The organism is Streptococcus sp. AM28-20 (assembly GCF_003603595.1).
Classification (GTDB): domain Bacteria; phylum Bacillota; class Bacilli; order Lactobacillales; family Streptococcaceae; genus Streptococcus; species Streptococcus ilei.
Genome location: NZ_QTNK01000004.1, coordinates 48,813 through 66,236, shown reverse-complemented (window position 1 = coordinate 66,236; position 17,424 = coordinate 48,813). Strand labels below are relative to the sequence as shown.

The 17,424-nt window shown below is 45.7% G+C and carries 18 protein-coding genes; 17 read left to right on the top strand and 1 reads right to left on the bottom strand.

Annotated features, from left to right (window positions below):
• Nucleotides 1-82: 82 nt before the first annotated feature.
• From DW738_RS09500 to DW738_RS09465, 8 genes are all read left to right on the top strand, one after another.
• Nucleotides 83-781 carry an N-acetylmannosamine-6-phosphate 2-epimerase gene (locus tag DW738_RS09500; RefSeq protein ID WP_123160876.1) on the top strand — a complete coding sequence of 233 codons (699 nt, stop codon included), beginning with the start codon at nucleotides 83-85 and terminating at the stop codon, nucleotides 779-781.
• Between the two features lie 144 nt (nucleotides 782-925).
• Nucleotides 926-2,242 carry an ABC transporter substrate-binding protein gene (locus DW738_RS09495; RefSeq protein WP_120701401.1) on the top strand — a complete coding sequence of 439 codons (1,317 nt, stop codon included), beginning with the start codon at nucleotides 926-928 and terminating at the stop codon, nucleotides 2,240-2,242.
• A gap of 203 nt (nucleotides 2,243-2,445) precedes the next feature.
• Nucleotides 2,446-3,333, top strand: coding sequence for a sugar ABC transporter permease (locus DW738_RS09490; protein ID WP_023027490.1), 888 nt, complete (start codon nucleotides 2,446-2,448; stop codon nucleotides 3,331-3,333).
• A gap of 15 nt (nucleotides 3,334-3,348) precedes the next feature.
• Nucleotides 3,349-4,188 (top strand): carbohydrate ABC transporter permease, encoded by an 840-nt coding sequence (locus tag DW738_RS09485; RefSeq protein ID WP_023027491.1) that lies wholly within the window; start codon nucleotides 3,349-3,351, stop codon nucleotides 4,186-4,188.
• A gap of 164 nt (nucleotides 4,189-4,352) precedes the next feature.
• The gene (locus DW738_RS09480) at nucleotides 4,353-4,805 is read left to right on the top strand and encodes a YhcH/YjgK/YiaL family protein (RefSeq protein ID WP_123160875.1); all 453 of its coding nucleotides are present in this window, start codon (nucleotides 4,353-4,355) and stop codon (nucleotides 4,803-4,805) included.
• Between the two features lie 21 nt (nucleotides 4,806-4,826).
• Entirely contained in the window at nucleotides 4,827-5,474 is a 648-nt protein-coding gene (locus tag DW738_RS09475; protein ID WP_120701399.1) for a YesL family protein, read from the top strand.
• Between the two features lie 46 nt (nucleotides 5,475-5,520).
• Nucleotides 5,521-6,438 (top strand): dihydrodipicolinate synthase family protein, encoded by a 918-nt coding sequence (locus DW738_RS09470; RefSeq protein ID WP_120701398.1) that lies wholly within the window; start codon nucleotides 5,521-5,523, stop codon nucleotides 6,436-6,438.
• A 30-nt stretch (nucleotides 6,439-6,468) separates the two neighbouring features.
• The gene (locus DW738_RS09465) at nucleotides 6,469-7,362 is read left to right on the top strand and encodes an ROK family protein (RefSeq protein WP_120701397.1); all 894 of its coding nucleotides are present in this window, start codon (nucleotides 6,469-6,471) and stop codon (nucleotides 7,360-7,362) included.
• Nucleotides 7,363-7,602: 240 nt separating this feature from the next.
• Here the strand turns inward: DW738_RS09465 and DW738_RS09455 are convergent, their stop codons facing one another.
• Entirely contained in the window at nucleotides 7,603-8,442 is an 840-nt protein-coding gene (locus DW738_RS09455) for a MurR/RpiR family transcriptional regulator (RefSeq protein ID WP_123160874.1), read from the bottom strand.
• Between the two features lie 267 nt (nucleotides 8,443-8,709).
• Here DW738_RS09455 and DW738_RS09450 point away from each other — a divergent pair, with 267 nt between their 5' ends.
• The 9 genes from DW738_RS09450 to DW738_RS09410 all read left to right on the top strand — a co-directional run bounded on the left by DW738_RS09450 (nucleotide 8,710) and on the right by DW738_RS09410 (nucleotide 17,407).
• Complete coding sequence (locus DW738_RS09450; RefSeq protein ID WP_117745130.1) at nucleotides 8,710-9,033, top strand: hypothetical protein; 324 nt, start codon at nucleotides 8,710-8,712, stop codon at nucleotides 9,031-9,033.
• Complete coding sequence (locus tag DW738_RS09445; protein ID WP_123160873.1) at nucleotides 9,023-10,972, top strand: V-type ATP synthase subunit I; 1,950 nt, start codon at nucleotides 9,023-9,025, stop codon at nucleotides 10,970-10,972. Before DW738_RS09450 ends, DW738_RS09445 begins: the two co-directional genes overlap by 11 nt.
• A 41-nt stretch (nucleotides 10,973-11,013) precedes the next feature.
• Nucleotides 11,014-11,493 (top strand): V-type ATP synthase subunit K, encoded by a 480-nt coding sequence (locus tag DW738_RS09440; RefSeq protein WP_023024938.1) that lies wholly within the window; start codon nucleotides 11,014-11,016, stop codon nucleotides 11,491-11,493.
• A gap of 85 nt (nucleotides 11,494-11,578) precedes the next feature.
• The gene (locus DW738_RS09435) at nucleotides 11,579-12,169 is read left to right on the top strand and encodes a hypothetical protein (RefSeq protein ID WP_123160872.1); all 591 of its coding nucleotides are present in this window, start codon (nucleotides 11,579-11,581) and stop codon (nucleotides 12,167-12,169) included.
• A gap of 8 nt (nucleotides 12,170-12,177) precedes the next feature.
• A complete protein-coding gene (locus tag DW738_RS09430) occupies nucleotides 12,178-13,188 on the top strand; it encodes a V-type ATPase subunit (RefSeq protein WP_123160871.1) in 1,011 nt (336 codons plus the stop codon).
• The gene (locus tag DW738_RS09425; RefSeq protein WP_023027501.1) at nucleotides 13,178-13,498 is read left to right on the top strand and encodes a V-type ATP synthase subunit F; all 321 of its coding nucleotides are present in this window, start codon (nucleotides 13,178-13,180) and stop codon (nucleotides 13,496-13,498) included. The genes DW738_RS09430 and DW738_RS09425 overlap by 11 nt, the downstream gene beginning before the upstream one ends.
• Nucleotides 13,495-14,199 (top strand): GNAT family protein, encoded by a 705-nt coding sequence (locus tag DW738_RS09420; RefSeq protein ID WP_123160870.1) that lies wholly within the window; start codon nucleotides 13,495-13,497, stop codon nucleotides 14,197-14,199. The genes DW738_RS09425 and DW738_RS09420 overlap by 4 nt, the downstream gene beginning before the upstream one ends.
• A gap of 33 nt (nucleotides 14,200-14,232) precedes the next feature.
• Nucleotides 14,233-16,023, top strand: a complete 1,791-nt coding sequence (locus DW738_RS09415) for a V-type ATP synthase subunit A (protein WP_123160869.1) — start codon at nucleotides 14,233-14,235, stop codon at nucleotides 16,021-16,023.
• Nucleotides 16,010-17,407, top strand: a complete 1,398-nt coding sequence (locus DW738_RS09410) for a V-type ATP synthase subunit B (RefSeq protein WP_023024949.1) — start codon at nucleotides 16,010-16,012, stop codon at nucleotides 17,405-17,407. The genes DW738_RS09415 and DW738_RS09410 overlap by 14 nt, the downstream gene beginning before the upstream one ends.
• Nucleotides 17,408-17,424 lie beyond the last annotated feature (17 nt).

Sequence of the window (17,424 nt, the reverse complement as noted above, 5' to 3'; positions counted from 1 at the left end):
AATATTGTAAGCGCTTTAAAAATACTATATAATAACTTTACAAGTACTCGAGTTGACGTAATAAACAAAGGAGATGGAATGTATGTCCAAGATCACGAAAGAAGAATTAATTCAACAGATCAAAGACGGCATTATCGTTTCTTGTCAGGCGCTTCCTCATGAACCTCTCTATACAGAGGCTGGAGGTGTGATTCCTCTCTTAGCGAAAGCAGCTGAGCAAGGAGGAGCGGTTGGAATCCGGGCCAATAGCGTCCGCGATATCAAAGAAATCAAGGAAGTGACAAAGCTTCCGATTATCGGGATCATCAAACGAGATTATCCTCCTGAAGAACCATTCATTACTGCTACGATGAAAGAAGTTGATGAATTGGCTGTATTAGATATCGCAGTGATTGCACTGGATTGTACCAAACGTCCGCGTCATGACGGTCTATCGATTGTCGACTTTATCCACCAAGTGAAGGAGAAATATCCTGACCAACTCTTGATGGCAGATATCAGCACCTTTGAAGAAGGCTTAACAGCTGTCGAAGCAGGGGTTGATTTTGTCGGAACGACCTTATCTGGGTACACAGATTATAGTCCGAAAATAGACGGACCTGACATTGAGCTGATTCGCCAACTCTGCCAAGCGGGTGTCGATGTGATTGCTGAAGGTAAGATCCACTATCCTGCACAAGCCAAAGAAATTCACGACCTGGGGGTCAGAGGGCTTGTAGTAGGAGGAGCTATTACGCGACCTAAAGAAATTACAGAACGCTTCGTCGCAGCTTTAAAATAGAAAAAAAGAACAGTAAAAAGAGACAAGGAGGAAGCTAGGAAGAGAGAAGTCACCCAGTAGAAATGAGAATACTTAATGACCACTGTCCTCAGTGAGGATACACTAAGTAAGAGAAATCTTACCGCAAACGTGAGGAGAAATCACATGAAAATGAAAAAAGTACTGTACTCGTTAGTAGCTGGTGCAGCGGTGCTAGCACTTGCAGCTTGTGGATCTGGAGGAGGATCCAAGTCTGAATCTTCAAGCGATAACTCTGGTAAAACAGAAATCACTTGGTGGGCCTTCCCAGTCTTTACTCAAGAGAAAGCTGATGATGGTGTAGGTACCTACGAAAAATCTATTATCGAAGCTTTCGAAAAAGCCAATCCAGATATCAAGGTTAAACTAGAAACCATCGACTTCAAATCTGGTCCTGAAAAAATCACGACAGCTATTGAAGCAGGAACTGCTCCAGACGTGCTCTTTGACGCACCAGGGCGGATTATCCAATACGGTAAAAATGGTAAATTGGCTGACTTGAATGATCTCTTTACTGAAGATTTTGTAAAAGATGTCAACAACGACAATATCATCCAAGCTAGCAAGGCCGGCGACACTGCCTACATGTATCCAATCAGTTCAGCACCATTCTACATGGCCATGAACAAGAAAATGTTGGAAGATGCAGGAGTTCTAGACCTTGTCAAAGAAGGCTGGACTACAGACGACTTCGAAAAAGTCTTGAAAGCTTTGAAAGACAAAGGCTACACACCAGGATCACTCTTCAGTAATGGTCAAGGTGGAGACCAAGGTACTCGTGCCTTTATCGCCAACCTTTACGGTGGTTCTGTAACTGATGAAAAAGTAACCAAGTATACAACGGATGATCCAAAATTTGTCAAAGGTTTAGAAAAAGCTTCTAAATGGATCAATGACGGTTTGATGATGAATGGTTCCCAATTTGATGGTGGAGCAGACATCCAAAACTTTGCCAACGGTCAAACTTCTTACACTATCTTGTGGGCACCTTCACAAAACGGTATCCAAGCTAAATTGTTGGACGCAAGTAAAGTTGAAGTAGTCGAAGTACCATTCCCATCTGATTCAGGCAAACCAAAATTGGAATACCTTGTCAATGGTTTTGCAGTCTTCAACAACAAGGATGAAAAGAAAGTAGCAGCAGCTAAGAAATTTGTTCAATTCATCGCAGATGACAAAGAATGGGGTCCTAAGAACGTTGTTCGTACAGGTGCCTTCCCAGTTCGTAGCTCATTTGGTAAATTGTATGATGACAAACGGATGGAAACCATCAGCACTTGGACTAAATACTACTCACCATACTACAACACAATCGACGGCTTTGCAGAAATGCGTACACTTTGGTTCCCAATGTTGCAATCTGTTTCAAACGGAGATGAAAAAGCAGAAGATGCTTTGAAGACATTCACCGAAAAAGCAAACGAAACGATCAAGAAAAAATAGATCATCTATGAAATTAAAATGATCCTTTCATAGAAATAAGAAAGCATAGGCCCCTCGATTTCTTATCTCCATGTGTAGATTGAAAGAGGGGCCTTTGTGTTTTCATTCTTCCTATTGATTCTTTATTTGAAGCAACATGGAATTGCTTCAAATAAAGAATCAAGTAATCAAAATAGAAAAAGAACATCAGGAGGTGCCTTATTGTGAAGGTAAACAAAATCCGAATGAGGGAGACGCTGGTTTCCTACGCATTCTTAGCACCCATTTTAATCTTCTTTATTGTCTTTGTATTAGCACCAATGATTATGGGGTTTGTCACTAGTTTCTTCAATTACTCTATGACCTCCTTCAAATTTGTTGGTTTTGAAAATTATTCCCGCATGTTTGCGGATAAGGTCTTTATCAAGTCCTTGATCAATACCGTTATCATCGTTATTGGATCCGTTCCAATCGTAGTATTGTTTTCCTTGTTTGTGGCTTCTCAGACCTATCATCAAAATGCCATTGCCCGTTCCTTCTACCGTTTCGTCTTCTTCCTTCCTGTTGTTACAGGGAGTGTAGCCGTTACAGTAGTATGGAAATGGATCTATGATCCACTATCAGGTATTTTGAACTTTGTATTGAAATCTGGACATGTCATCAACCAAAATATTTCTTGGTTGGGGGACAAACACTGGGCTTTAATGGCCATCATCATTATTTTGTTGACCACCTCTGTTGGTCAACCAATCATCCTCTACATCGCGGCTATGGGAAATATTGATAATTCTCTCGTAGAAGCAGCGCGTGTCGATGGTGCGACAGAACTTCAAGTTTTCTGGAAGATCAAATGGCCAAGCTTGTTGCCAACAACCCTGTATATTGCGATCATTACGACCATTAACTCTTTCCAATGTTTCGCCTTAATCCAATTGTTGACATCTGGTGGTCCTAACTACTCAACAAGTACCCTTATGTACTACTTATATGAAAAAGCCTTTAAACTCTCTGAATACGGTTATGCCAACACCATGGGTGTCTTCCTTGCGGTGATGATTGCCATTATTAGTTTTGCGCAATTCAAGATCCTCGGAAACGACGTAGAATACTAAAGAAAGGAGCCTCAGATGAAATCAACACAAAAGAAACCCATCACTGCCTTTACAGTGATTTCCACCATCGTTTTGCTCCTTTTGACAGTCTTGTTCATTTTCCCATTTTATTGGATTTTGACAGGGGCCTTTAAGTCTCAACCAGATACCATTATGATCCCACCTCAGTGGTGGCCAAAGACACCAACCATGGAAAATTTCCAACAGTTGATGGTACAAAACCCAGCTCTACAATGGTTGTGGAACAGTGTCTTCATCTCCCTTGCCACCATGCTCTTAGTGTGTATGACCTCTTCCTTGGCAGGATATGTCTTAGCTAAGAAACGCTTCTATGGTCAACGAATTCTCTTCGCTACCTTTATCGCAGCCATGGCCCTTCCGAAGCAAGTTGTCTTGGTTCCATTGGTACGGATCATCAACTTTATGGGAATTCACGATACCCTAGCAGCGGTTATCTTGCCACTGGTTGGATGGCCATTCGGGGTCTTCTTGATGAAGCAGTTTAGTGAAAACATCCCAACAGAACTCTTAGAATCCGCTAAGATCGATGGTTGTGGAGAGTTACGGACTTTCTGGAGCGTTGCCTTTCCGATTGTCAAGCCGGGATTTGCAGCCCTTGCCATCTTCACCTTCATCAACACTTGGAACGATTACTTTATGCAATTGGTTATGTTGACCTCTCGTCAAAACTTGACCATTTCACTAGGGGTTGCGACCATGCAGGCTGAAATGGCTACTAACTATGGCTTGATCATGGCTGGGGCAGCCCTAGCGGCGGTGCCAATCGTTACGGTCTTCCTTGTTTTCCAAAAATCCTTCACCCAAGGGATTACTATGGGAGCGGTCAAAGGATAAGTTGTCCGTTTCGACAAACGATAGTTGTGTACAGATACTTTTTTCTAGGCTGAGAGTTGTAGGGCTCTTGCGAGCTCCACACCTCATCAGTGCTCTTGAAGGGGCTGGGGAAGAAACCGCTTGTTTTCTTTTCTCGTCTTAAGATGTGTCGAAAGGATGAGTGCATGATATTTGATGATTTAAAAAACATCACCTTTTACAAGGGAATCCACCCCAATCTAGATCAGGCCGTTGATTTTCTCTATGAGCATCGGAAGGATTCTTTTGAATTGGGGAGATACGAAATTGATGGGGATAAGGTTTTTCTTCTTGTTCAAGAAAACATCCTCAATAAAGAAGTAAGCGACCGCTTTGAGCATCACAAAAAATATGCCGATTTGCATCTATTGGTAGAAGGGCATGAGTTTTCGAGTTATGGATCTCGTGTGACAGGTGAGGCTATCGCATTTGATGAAGCATCGGACATCGGTTTTGTCCATTGTCAGGAGTCTTATCCGCTACATCTGGGTTATCATAATTTTTCGATTTTCTTCCCAGGAGAACCTCACCAGCCCAATGGTTATGCGGGTCAAGAAGATAAGGTTCGAAAACAGTTAGTGAAGATTTTAATCGATTAAGAGAGTCAGAAAGGAGACGGTATGTCACAAAGAGAAACAGGATTGATCAAAACAGTTTTTAATACAGACAATCTGGTGATGCGAATCAGCGAGAAAATAGCGGACTTAGTCACAGTCAATCTTCTTTTTGTGCTGAGCTGTCTACCGATTGTTACCATCGGAATCGCGAAGATTAGTTTGTATCAAACGGTTTTTGCGATCAAACACCAGCGTCGCCTACCAGTCATTCGGACCTACATCAGCGCCTTTCGCGAAAATTGGAAGTTGGGTCTTCAGCTCGGAGGAATTGAGCTGCTCGTTTCAGGGATCTGTCTCTTTGACTTGTTGCTCTTTTGGAACCAGACAGCTTTGCCGATGCAGGTGTTAAAAGCTGTGTGTCTAGGACTCTTCATATTCCTCCTTCTGGTCATGCTAGCGGCCTATCCAATTGCGGCGCGTTACCGCTTGACTTGGGTAGAGTGTCTTCAAAAAGCTCTGATTGTAACCGGTTTGTATTTCCCATGGTTTTTCGTTATGGGGACTTTCTTGTTGCTAGTAGCTATGGTTTTTGTGACTTCTGTCTTAAGCTTTCTACTAGGGCTCATGGTCTTCTTCTTGATTGGTTTTTCTAGCCTGACCTTCCTACAGGTTGGATTGATGGAAAAAATATTTGCTCGTTTTAAAGAATAAAAAAGAAAAAATAGGATTTTGTAAACATTCGTGAAAGGAAAAAAGAATGTCAGATTTAAAAAAATATGAAGGAGTCATCCCAGCTTTTTACGCTTGCTATGATGACCAAGGAGAAATTAGCCCGGAGCGGGTGCGTGCTCTCGTAGAATATTTTATCGCGAAAGGTGTGCAGGGCTTGTATGTCAACGGATCTTCCGGCGAATGTATCTATCAGAGCGTGGCCGATCGCAAGCTAGTCTTGGAAGAAGTCATGGCAGTGGCTAAAGGGAAATTGACCATCATCGCTCACGTAGCCTGCAATAACACCAAGGATAGCGTGGAATTGGCACGACATGCAGAAGAACTAGGAGTAGATGCCATTGCGGCCATTCCGCCAATCTACTTCCGCTTGCCAGAGTATAGTGTCGCCCACTATTGGAATGAAATCAGCGCAGGAGCGCCAAACACAGACTTTGTCATCTACAATATCCCGCAATTGGCAGGGGTAGCTTTGACACCGAGTCTGTATAAAGAAATGTTGAAAAATCCACGGGTGATTGGGGTCAAGAATTCCTCTATGCCTGTTCAGGATATTCAGACCTTTGCTTCTTTGGGAGGCGATGACCATATCGTCTTCAATGGTCCAGATGAACAATTCTTAGGTGGCCGTCTGATGGGGGCAGGAGCGGGGATTGGAGGTACTTATGGTGCCATGCCTGAGCTCTTCTTGAAACTCAATCAATTGATTGCGGATAAGGACTTGGAGACTGCGCGTGCCTTGCAGTTTGCCATCAATGGTATCATCGGAGTCTTGACGTCTGCTCATGGAAACATGTATGGAGTCATTAAAGAAGTCTTGCGGATCAATGAAGGTCTAGAACTGGGATCTGTTCGGAGTCCATTAACTCCAGTAACTGAAACAGACCAGGAAGTGGTTCAAAAAGCAGCTAGTTTAATCCGTGAAGTTAAGGAACGTTTTCTTTAAAAAGGAATGGAAATCGGAAAGGAGAGGTGTATGGCCTATTACCTAGCGATTGATATCGGTGGGACCAATATTAAATATGGTCTGATTGATGAAGCAGAGAATTTGATTGAGTCGCATGAAATGCCGACAGAAGCTGAAAAAGGGGGACCTGGAATTCTAGGGAAAACCAAAGCTTTAGTAGAATCTTACCTCGAAGAAAATAATATTCTTGGAGTCTGTATTTCGTCAGCTGGCATGGTTGATCCCGATAAGGGGGAAATCTTTTATGCGGGACCTCAGATTCCCAATTATGCGGGAACTCAGTTTAAAAAAGAAATTGAAGATGCCTATCATATTCCCTGCGAAATTGAAAATGACGTCAACTGTGCTGGTTTAGCAGAAGTCATGTCAGGGAATGGCCAGGGGGCTCAAGTTGCGGTCTGTTTAACAGTCGGCACTGGAATCGGTGGCTGTCTCCTAATCAATGGGGAGATTTTCCATGGATTTAGCAATTCTGCCTGTGAAGTCGGTTACCTCCATCTTCAAGATGGCGCCTTCCAAGATTTGGCTTCAACAACAGCTTTAGTTGAATATGTTGCCAAGCAACATGGGGACCCTGTCGAACAATGGAGTGGTCGTCGTATTTTCAAGGAAGCGACCCAAGGAAATACCATCTGTATGGCGGGAATCGATCGTATGGTCGACTACCTAGGTAAGGGGCTTGCCAATATCTGTTATGTTGTCAATCCTCAAGTGGTCATTCTTGGTGGTGGGGTCATGGGACAGGAAGCTATATTGAAACCAAAAATTTCAGTCGCCCTCAAAGACTCCCTCGTTCCAAGCCTTGCAGACAAAACACAATTGGAGTTTGCGCATCATCAAAATACGGCGGGGATGATAGGAGCTTACTACCATTTCAAGCAACAACAAGCTAGACGCAATTAAATCGAAAAGAGGCTGGGACAAAAGTCCCAGCCTTTGCATTGTCGAGCAAGACGCAGTGGTTGAGTGGGCTCTACTACGCTGCTTTCATCAACTTTTATAGCCCTACTCAACTGTGCGGAGGTGGGACGACGAAATCGAATTCTAACGAATGACCGATTTCTGTCCCACTCTCTTTTTGTGGAAAAGAAAAACCAGGTGCCGAAGGCAAAAGCCCTTGGCGCCTGGTGATACATATGGAGACTACCGTCTACGTGAATCGTAGCCATTGAGTTTTTTGTTTTCCCAATAGCTATTGAAAATTTTCTCTTTGCGCTCCCGATCCATTTCAAGAAAGTGAGCGTAGATTAAATCAATCGTGGTTAAGAACGGAAGGGTCGCCGTAATACGGTCAATATAGGTGCTTCCAGGTAGGGGAGCAACTGGTAAAATTTCCGTAAAGTCATCTTTGATAGCGTCTGGTTGAGCCGTAAGAAGAACGGTTTTTGCCCCCATTTCTTGAGCATCCAAGAGGCTATGGATAATCGAGCGTGTGGTTCCCGACAGAGAGAAGGCAATGACCAGACAGGATTTATCCAAGATACTGGTCGTCCATGCAAAGCCGTCTTGATCGGTTAAGGCCTCACAAATAACGCCTAGTCGGAGGAAGCGAAGTTTCATCTCAGAAGCCACCAATCCTGAGCTTCCTTTTCCAAAGAAGTAGACCCGATCTGCTTGAGTGATTAAGTTAGCGACTTCTTTGATTTGGTCATCTTTTGCTAGGTTTTCTGTAGCCTGAAGGACCTGTTGGTAGCGACGCAAGACATCCTGGGTTAATTCGTCGTGCGGGGATTGTTGTTTTTGAGATTTGGTTTCTTCGTTAAAGTGATAGATAAATTCTCGATAGCCTGTGAAGCCACACTTTTGGGAAAAACGGGTCAAAGCAGCTTTTGATACATGCAACAGTTCCGTCACTCTAGACGAGGAAAGAGAGTGTTGCTGTGCTTCAGGAGATAAAAAATAGCGGGCGATGTCTAACTCTAGCTCCGTCATTTCTTCTTGATGGCTCTTAATAATGCTTCGGAGATCACGATCTTGTTTCACAGCGGTCCTCCTTTCAACTGAGGTTACACATGGAGAAAATCCTATAATATATTTCACAGTATAACATAAAAAACCGGGATATACAAGGAGTACGACCAGCGAACGACTGAAAGAAGGAACAGAATCAGCGTCTCTTTTGAATCACCTTTGTTAAAAAAATAACCTCTGGAAACAAAGGAAAGACGCTGAAAAAAGTTGTTAAAATATGTTATAATTTACACAAGAATTTGTTCCTTCTCGTAAAGGAAGAGGTAAGGAGGTGGAGTGATGGCCAACGCAACTCTAGAAATGATGCAAGAGATTGAAATGGCGGCAGAAGCCGTTGTCGCAAGTTACGAAGATCAGGTCCAAGATTTGCGCCAACAGTTAGGTGATCACCTACAGGAGGTAGCAGCATCCTATGACAAAGAGACCGCTAAGCTAGTAGCAGAGCGGGAAGAGTCCTCGAGAGCGACGATTGCTAGCTTGGAAGCAGACCTTGCAGTGACCAGCCAGCGCAATGACGAAAAGGTGCAGCAAGCCATGACAAATAAGCGAGCAGCTTTGGTAGACGAAATTGTAGAAAAGGTGGTAGCAACCTATGGCAATTAGCCCAATGCAACACCTTTCCCTAGTCTTGCCCACAAATCTAATGGACGAGCTTCTCTTGTCACTTCAGTCAGAGGAATCCGTCCAAATCTATGATTTGAGCGAGCAAGAGGACTGGCAAGTTGCTTTCCAGACGAGTGATGGGGCCAAAGGATCAGCTCAAAGACTGGATGAACTCAGACGTCGGGAAGAGCAGTTAGAAAAGGCCATTCAGGCCTTGGAGCCTTTTATTCCTCAAAAGAAGGGATTAGAAAAACTAAAAGAAGCTCCCTTATCTTTGTCTTTTCACGATTTAGAGTCCCATGGGGTCATTCGTGATGAGCAACGTCTCTTACAGTCGGTGCAAAAACAATTGGCTGTCTTAGCAAAGGCACGGGATCGCATCCAGCTAGCCCAAGAAGAGCTTGCCTCTTTAGAAAAATGGGTTGACTTGTCAATGACACCTGACCAGCTCAAGCGTTTCCGCTATGTTCGTGGCTTAATCGGCACCATTCCCAATAGTGAACAGGATCAGGCGCGTCAAGCCTTGCTAGCGCACCCAGATGTAGAGGTTGATGTAGTTTTCAGCTCGGAAACAGAGCATGGAGTCGTTGTCCTGTATAAGTCTGGTGACTTAGCGGATATTCAAGATACGCTGACCAGTTCGCATTTCAAAGAGTTTGACTACAAAGGAGAGACCCTGCCCAAAGAACGTTTGGAGCAACTCAAGAGAGAGATCAAAGAACAAGGTGCTGTTGAAGCGGCTACTTTGGAAAGGCTCAGCCAAGCAAAGGAAGACCTCAATCAACTCAAGTACCAACTCGATTATGTCTTGAGTCTAGGAGCTCGGGAAGAGGCTAAAGGCTCTCTTGCCAGTACAACCCATCTAGTCGCATTAGAAGGATGGATTGAGACCTCTCAACTCGAAGCTTTAAAGGCCAAACTTCAAAAGGAATTTGGGGACCAAGTCGTCTTGCAGACGCGAGAGGTTACCCAAGAAGAATGGGATCAGGTGCCAATCAAACTGAAAAACAATGCCTTGGTGGAGCCCTTTGAGTTGGTGACCGAGATGTACGCCCTGCCCAAGTATTATGAGAAAGATCCGACGCCAATCGTCTCTCTCTTCTACTTTGTTTTCTTTGGCATGATGGTAGCAGATATCGGCTATGGCCTCTTGTTAACGCTGGCAACTGGCTTTGCTCTAAAAGCTTTCCAGCTACGGCCGAGCGCAGCAAAAAACCTTCGCTTTTTCTGCCTCTTAGGAATCTCAGTAGCCCTTTGGGGAGTCGTATATGGTTCCTTCTTTGGCTTTGAGATGCCCTTTGCTTTGATCAGCACGACCACCAATGCTATGACCATCTTGATCCTATCGGTTGTCTTTGGTTTCATCACCGTTTTGGTCGGCCTCTTCCTAGGTGGGATGAAAAATGTCCGCCTGAAAGACTACACCGAAGCCTACAATGCAGGCTTTGCCTGGGTCTTGATCTTATTAGGTTTGATGCTCTTAGCAGTCGGAAATATCCTACCAGGCTTATCCTACCTAGTTCCCATTGGCCAGTGGCTAGCTATTCTCAATGCGATTGGGATTCTGGTGGTGTCCATTGTCAGTGCCAAGAAATTATCAGGATTAGCAGCAGGTTTGTTTAACCTCTACAATGTTAGTGGCTATGTCGGAGACTTGGTCAGCTTCACCCGTTTGATGGCGCTCGGTTTATCTGGGGCTAGCATCGGGTCAGCCTTTAACTTGATTGTCAATCTCTTCCCGACTCTGGGACGGTTCACAGTTGGCCTTGTCCTCTTTGTCCTACTCCATGCTATCAACATGTTCCTGTCCTTCTTATCAGGATACGTGCACGGGGCTCGTTTGATCTTTGTCGAGTTCTTTGGCAAGTTCTACGAGGGTGGTGGCAAACCCTTCCGACCTCTAAAACCGTCAGAACGCTATGTTAAAACAAAAAAATAATTCAGTAAATCAATCATAAAAAATTTTATAGGAGTATATTCATGGAATCTTTAGCTTCATATTTCTCAACCCATGGGGGTGCCTTCTTTGCAGCACTTGGTGTAGCCATTGCAGTGGCTCTTAGCGGAATGGGTTCAGCCCTCGGTGTTGGTAAGACTGGTCAAGCTGCTGCCGCACTCTTGAAAGAACAACCAGAAAAATTTGCCCAAGCTTTGATCTTGCAATTGTTGCCAGGTACACAAGGTCTGTATGGTTTCGTTATCGGAATCTTGATCTGGTTGCAAATTAAGCCAGATATGGCTCTTGAAACAGGAGTTGCTTACTTCTTCACAGCTCTTCCAGTAGCGATTGTTGGCTATTTCTCAGCGAAACACCAAGGGAATGTCGCAACTGCTGGGATGCAAATCTTGGCAAAACGCCCAGAAGACATGATGAAAGGGGTTATCCTTGCGGCCATGGTTGAAACCTATGCCATCTTGGCCTTCGTTGTGTCCTTCCTTTTGACTCTTCGCGTCGGCTAATCTAGACACACCTAAGTCAAAGAAGAGGAGGCTTCTCTTCGTCTTTTATCGGTGGTGAAGAACTCCAAAGGAGGAAATAGAAACAATGACGGATTATTCCCAATTAAAGGACTCCATCCTTGAACAGGCCCATGAAAAAGGCCGGAAATTAGTGGCAGAAGCGACGGCTAAGGTACAAGCAGAAGCTCAGTTGCAGGAAACTCGTTTGGTAGAAGAAAAGTTACACCAACGGGCGGTTCAATTGCAGACGATTGAGCGCCGCTTGCAACGTGAAAGCCAACAAATCGAAAATCAAAAACGTCAATCAACATTGGTCACCAAGCAACGGGTTTTAAAAGAGCTGTTTGCGGACGCCTACCAGAAAATGGCGACTTGGTCGCGTGAAGAAGAACTTGCATTTCTTCACCGCGTTCTTCCTCGTTATGCAGACCAAGCAATGGTCTTAACCCTAGGTGCCGTGACGGCAGAAAAACTGACGGATCTAGATCGTCAGGATTTGATAGAGGCCTATCCACAGCTTCAGTTAGCGAAAGAAACTCTTGCCCAAGAAGCAGGTTTTATCCTTTCCTTTGGCAAAGTGGATGCCAGCTATCTCTACCGTGATCTCGTCGATGCTGTACGGGAGGAGCAGAGCTTCCATATGGCAGCTAGCATTTTTAAAGAAGAGAAGAACTAGGAGGGCCTATGAGTGAACGGACGTATTCTCAAGTAAATACCGGGATTAGTGTACGTGAAGCTAGTTTTTTGAGCCCAGCTCAGTTTGATGCCCTTCTGACTAGCCCAGATGCAGAAGCGCGTGCCAGTCTCTTGCAAGGGACGGCCTATGCCTTGGAGGCAGATCAACTGCGTCAAGTCCAAGTAGTCGAGCAAGCCTTGATGAAGCATCTTCTAGCAGAGTATGACTGGGCTTATCAAGTAGCTCCGAATCCAGCTGTGGTCGACCTCTTTGCCCTCAAGTACACCTATCACAATCTCAAGGTTTTCTTGAAAGAGCGAGCAACGGGGAGGGAGTTGAACTTCTTATTATTGGATGCAGGCCCCTATTCGTTAGCAGTTCTTGAACAAGTAGCCAAGACCTTTTCTTCAGAGAACTGTCCAGAGTTTATGGCTCAGGAAGTAGCAGCGACCTGGCAGGAATATGTCGACTATCAGGATATTCGGGTTCTGGAAATCGGCATGGATCTGGCTTACTTTGATCATCTCAAACGCTTGGCGGAAAACCTTGAGCATCCACTTTTAGAATCGCTGGTCACCTTGACCATTGATTGTTACAATGTCATCACAGTTGAGCGGGCCCTCAGCCTGAAAAAGCCAGGCAGCTTTATGAAGCAACTCTTGTCTGATGCAGGGACGCTCTCAGCAAGAGAAGTCATCCAATGTGTGGAGCAAGGCAACCTCATCAGTTGGTTCCAACAAGTCAATCCCTTGCCTTATGATGTGGAACTGACTCGGTACGAAGAGCAGATGCGAGCAGGGAGAGTGAGCGCTGAGACAGTGGAATACCTGGAGCATGTGATTAAGTACCGAATTTTGGAACAAGCTTCCTTTGAGACAGATGGCCCCTTGCCTTTAGCTCGCTATCTTTTCGGAAAAGAGCTGGAGGTGAAGAATTTACGTTTGGTCTTGACGGGTCTGGACAATCAGCTTCCAATTGACAAAATAAAAGAAAGGATGAGACCGATCTATGGCCAGTAAAACGCAAAAAATTGCCGTTGTGGGAAACCGAGATGCTATCCTTCCTTTTCAGATGATTGGCTTTCAGACCTTTCCCGTAGCAGAGGCTCAGGAAACCATTAATACCTTACGTCACTTGAGCCAAGAAGATTTTGGCATCATCTATCTGACGGAAGATATGGCTCAGGAAATCCCAGATACCATTGCCCACTACGATCGCCAAGTAACTCCAGCAGTCATCTTGATTCCTACTCATAAGGGCTCGACTGGGCTAGGACGCCAACGTATTCGGGATAATGTCGAAAAAGCAGTGGGGCAGGATATTTTATGAGAATAAATGAATTTGGCCAAGCGATTGGAGATGAACTGCCAGATTTTACACCGGGGCGTCTACCAGCTATTGAGCGGATTGAGGGTTGCTATACCGTAATCGAGCGCCTGTCAAAGGAAAAACACGGAGCGGATCTTTATCAGGTCTACGGGCCAGCCTCCCCAGCAGATATGTGGACCTATCTATTCAATGGCCCTGCCCACAATGAAGCTGAGTGGGATCGTCTGTTGGATGATCTCATGACAGCCCAAGGTCGCTTTTACTATGCGATTGTAGACAAAGATTCCGGCAAGGCTTTAGGGACATTCTCTCTCATGCGGATGGATCAAGCCAACCGAGTGATTGAAGTTGGAGCGGTGACCTACTCACCATTGCTTAAGAAGACACGCATGGCAACCGAAGCTCAGTATCTCTTGGCGCGCTATGTGTTTGAGGATTTGGGCTACAGACGCTATGAGTGGAAATGTGATGCCTTAAACCAAGCTTCTCGTAAAGCAGCTGAGCGCTTGGGATTCACCTATGAAGGCTGTTTCCGTCAGGCTGTTGTTTATAAAGGTCGGACTCGAGACACAGACTGGTTGTCCATCATTGATCAAGAATGGCCAGCTATCAAAGAGCGCTTCGAAGCTTGGCTGGATCCAACTAATTTCGATGAAAATGGTCAACAAAAGCAATCTCTAGCCGATATGGTGCAAAAGTAATACAAAGAAACAAAGGATTCCCAGGAGGAATACATGACTCAAGGAAAAATTATTAAAGTTTCCGGTCCCTTGGTGGTCGCATCAGGGATGCAGGAGGCCAATATCCAAGATATTTGCCGGGTCGGCGATCTTGGATTGATTGGCGAAATTATTGAGATGCGTCGGGATGAGGCATCTATCCAAGTATATGAAGAAACGTCTGGAGTCGGACCAGGTGAACCAGTGCTCACAACTGGGGCTCCCCTCTCTGTTGAGTTAGGACCAGGTTTGATCTCTCAGATGTTTGACGGGATCCAACGCCCCTTGGAACGATTCCAAGAAGTCACAGCCAGTGACTTCCTTATTCGTGGGGTTCAGGTTCCAAATCTAGACCGTAACACCAAATGGACCTTCGAACCGACTGTGGTAGAAGGGAGAGAGGTGGTCGCTGGAGACATCGTCGGTACCGTTCAAGAGACCAATATGGTGGAACACCGCATCATGGTGCCTTACGGAGTCAGTGGGCGTGTGACCAAGATTGCAGCAGGTTCTTACACAGTAGAAGAAGCAGTTTATGAGATTGAGCAAGCAGATGGCAGCCTCTTTACCGGAACCTTGATGCAAAAATGGCCGGTTCGTCGAGGCCGTCCCTTTGCACAAAAACTGATCCCAGTAGAGCCTTTGGTCACAGGTCAACGGGTTATCGATACCTTCTTCCCAGTGACAAAAGGTGGTGCTGCAGCTGTTCCTGGTCCTTTCGGAGCTGGAAAAACCGTCGTGCAACACCAGGTGGCTAAGTTTGCCAATGTGGACATCGTGATTTACGTTGGTTGTGGGGAACGTGGAAATGAAATGACAGACGTTCTGAATGAGTTTCCAGAATTGATCGATCCAACAACCGGCCAATCCATCATGCAACGGACGGTTCTGATTGCCAACACTTCGAACATGCCAGTGGCAGCGCGGGAAGCTTCCATCTACACAGGGATTACCATTGCCGAATACTTCCGTGATATGGGCTATTCCGTTGCCATCATGGCCGATTCGACGTCGCGCTGGGCAGAAGCTCTTCGTGAAATGTCTGGTCGTCTAGAAGAAATGCCCGGAGATGAAGGCTACCCGGCCTATCTTGGTAGCCGGATTGCCGAATACTACGAACGTGCCGGCCGGGTTAAGACACTCGGAACGACTGCGCGTGAAGGTTCTATTACCGCTATCGGTGCTGTTTCCCCTCCGGGTGGAGATATCTCAGAGCCCGTAACGCAAAACACCTTGCGGATTGTTAAGGTCTTCTGGGGACTGGATGCTCAGTTGGCGCAACGTCGCCACTTCCCAGCCATCAACTGGTTGAGCTCTTATTCCCTTTACCAAGATGAGGTAGGCCAATATATCGATCAGCATGAGCAGATTAGCTGGGCAGAAAAAGTCACCCGCGCCATGAATCTGTTGCAAAAAGAGAGTGAATTGCAAGAGATTGTGCGCTTGGTTGGTCTGGACTCCTTGTCTGAAAAAGACCGCTTGACTATGAATGCGGCCAAGATGATCCGTGAAGACTACCTGCAACAAAATGCCTTTGATGAGGTAGACACCTATACTTCTTTCAGCAAGCAGGTGGCCTTGTTGACCAACATTTTGACCTTTGATCAAGAAAGTCAAAAAGCATTGGAATTAGGGGCTTACTTCACAGAAATCATGGAAGGAACGGTAGACCTTCGGGACCGCATTGCCCGTAGTAAGTTCATACATGAGGATCAGTTGGCCACCATTCAAACCCTGAAAGAAGAAATCGTAGAAACCCTACACCAAATCGTAGCCCAAGGAGGAGTAGACAATGAGCGTGATTAAAGAATACCGTACTGTCAGCGAAGTTGTTGGCCCCTTGATGATTGTCGATCAGGTCCAAGGGGTTCGCTACAATGAACTCGTAGAAATCAAGCTCCATGATGGAACAACCCGTCAGGGACAAGTCCTCGAAGTCCAAGAAGACAAGGCCATGGTCCAGCTCTTTGAAGGATCTAGCGGGATCAACTTGGAAAAAGCCAAAGTCCGCTTTACCGGACGTCCCTTAGAACTTCCAGTGTCCGAAGACATGGTGGGCCGCATCTTTAACGGGATGGGCAAACCCATCGATGGTGGTCCGGAGATTATCCCAGAGAAGTACTTGGACATTGATGGACAAGCCATCAACCCAGTATCTCGGGACTATCCAGATGAATTTATCCAGACAGGAATCTCGGCCATTGACCACTTGAATACCCTGGTTCGGGGCCAAAAACTCCCAGTCTTCTCCGGTTCTGGTCTTCCTCACAAGGAGTTGGCAGCTCAGATTGCCCGTCAAGCGACGGTACTGAATTCCGAAGAAAACTTTGCCGTGGTCTTTGCGGCCATGGGGATTACCTTTGAAGAAGCAGAGTTCTTTATGAATGACCTTCGGGAAACAGGAGCCATTGACCGCTCTGTCCTCTTTATCAACCTAGCCAATGACCCAGCTATCGAGCGGATAGCCACTCCTCGGATTGCCTTGACAGCGGCAGAATATTTGGCCTATGAAAAAGACATGCATGTCTTGGTCATCATGACCGACATGACCAACTACTGTGAAGCCCTTCGGGAAGTATCCGCTGCTCGCCGGGAGGTTCCCGGACGTCGGGGCTATCCAGGTTACCTCTATACCAACCTATCCACCCTCTACGAACGTGCAGGACGCTTGGTTGGTAAGAAAGGATCTGTGACCCAGATTCCGATCCTCTCCATGCCGGAAGATGACATCACCCACCCTATTCCTGACTTGACAGGCTACATCACCGAAGGTCAGATTATTCTGTCCCGTGATCTCTACAACAGTGGCTACCGTCCACCGATCAATGTCCTTCCATCTCTTTCTCGTTTGAAAGACAAGGGGTCTGGTGAAGGGAAGACTCGGAAAGACCATGCGGCGACCATGAACCAGCTCTTTGCGGCCTATGCCCAAGGGAAACAAGCAAAAGAGTTAGCCGTGGTGCTTGGGGAGTCTGCCTTGTCAGATACAGACAAGCTCTATGTCAAATTTACTGATCGCTTTGAGAAGGAATACATCAATCAAGGCTTTACTACCAATCGGAGCATTCAAGAAAGTCTAGATCTGGGCTGGGAATTGCTGGCTATCTTGCCAAGGACAGAGCTCAAGCGGATCAAGGATGATATGATCGACGAATACCTCCCAAAAACTTCCAAGGAAGCACAAGCCTAGGAGTAGAAAGGAGGAAG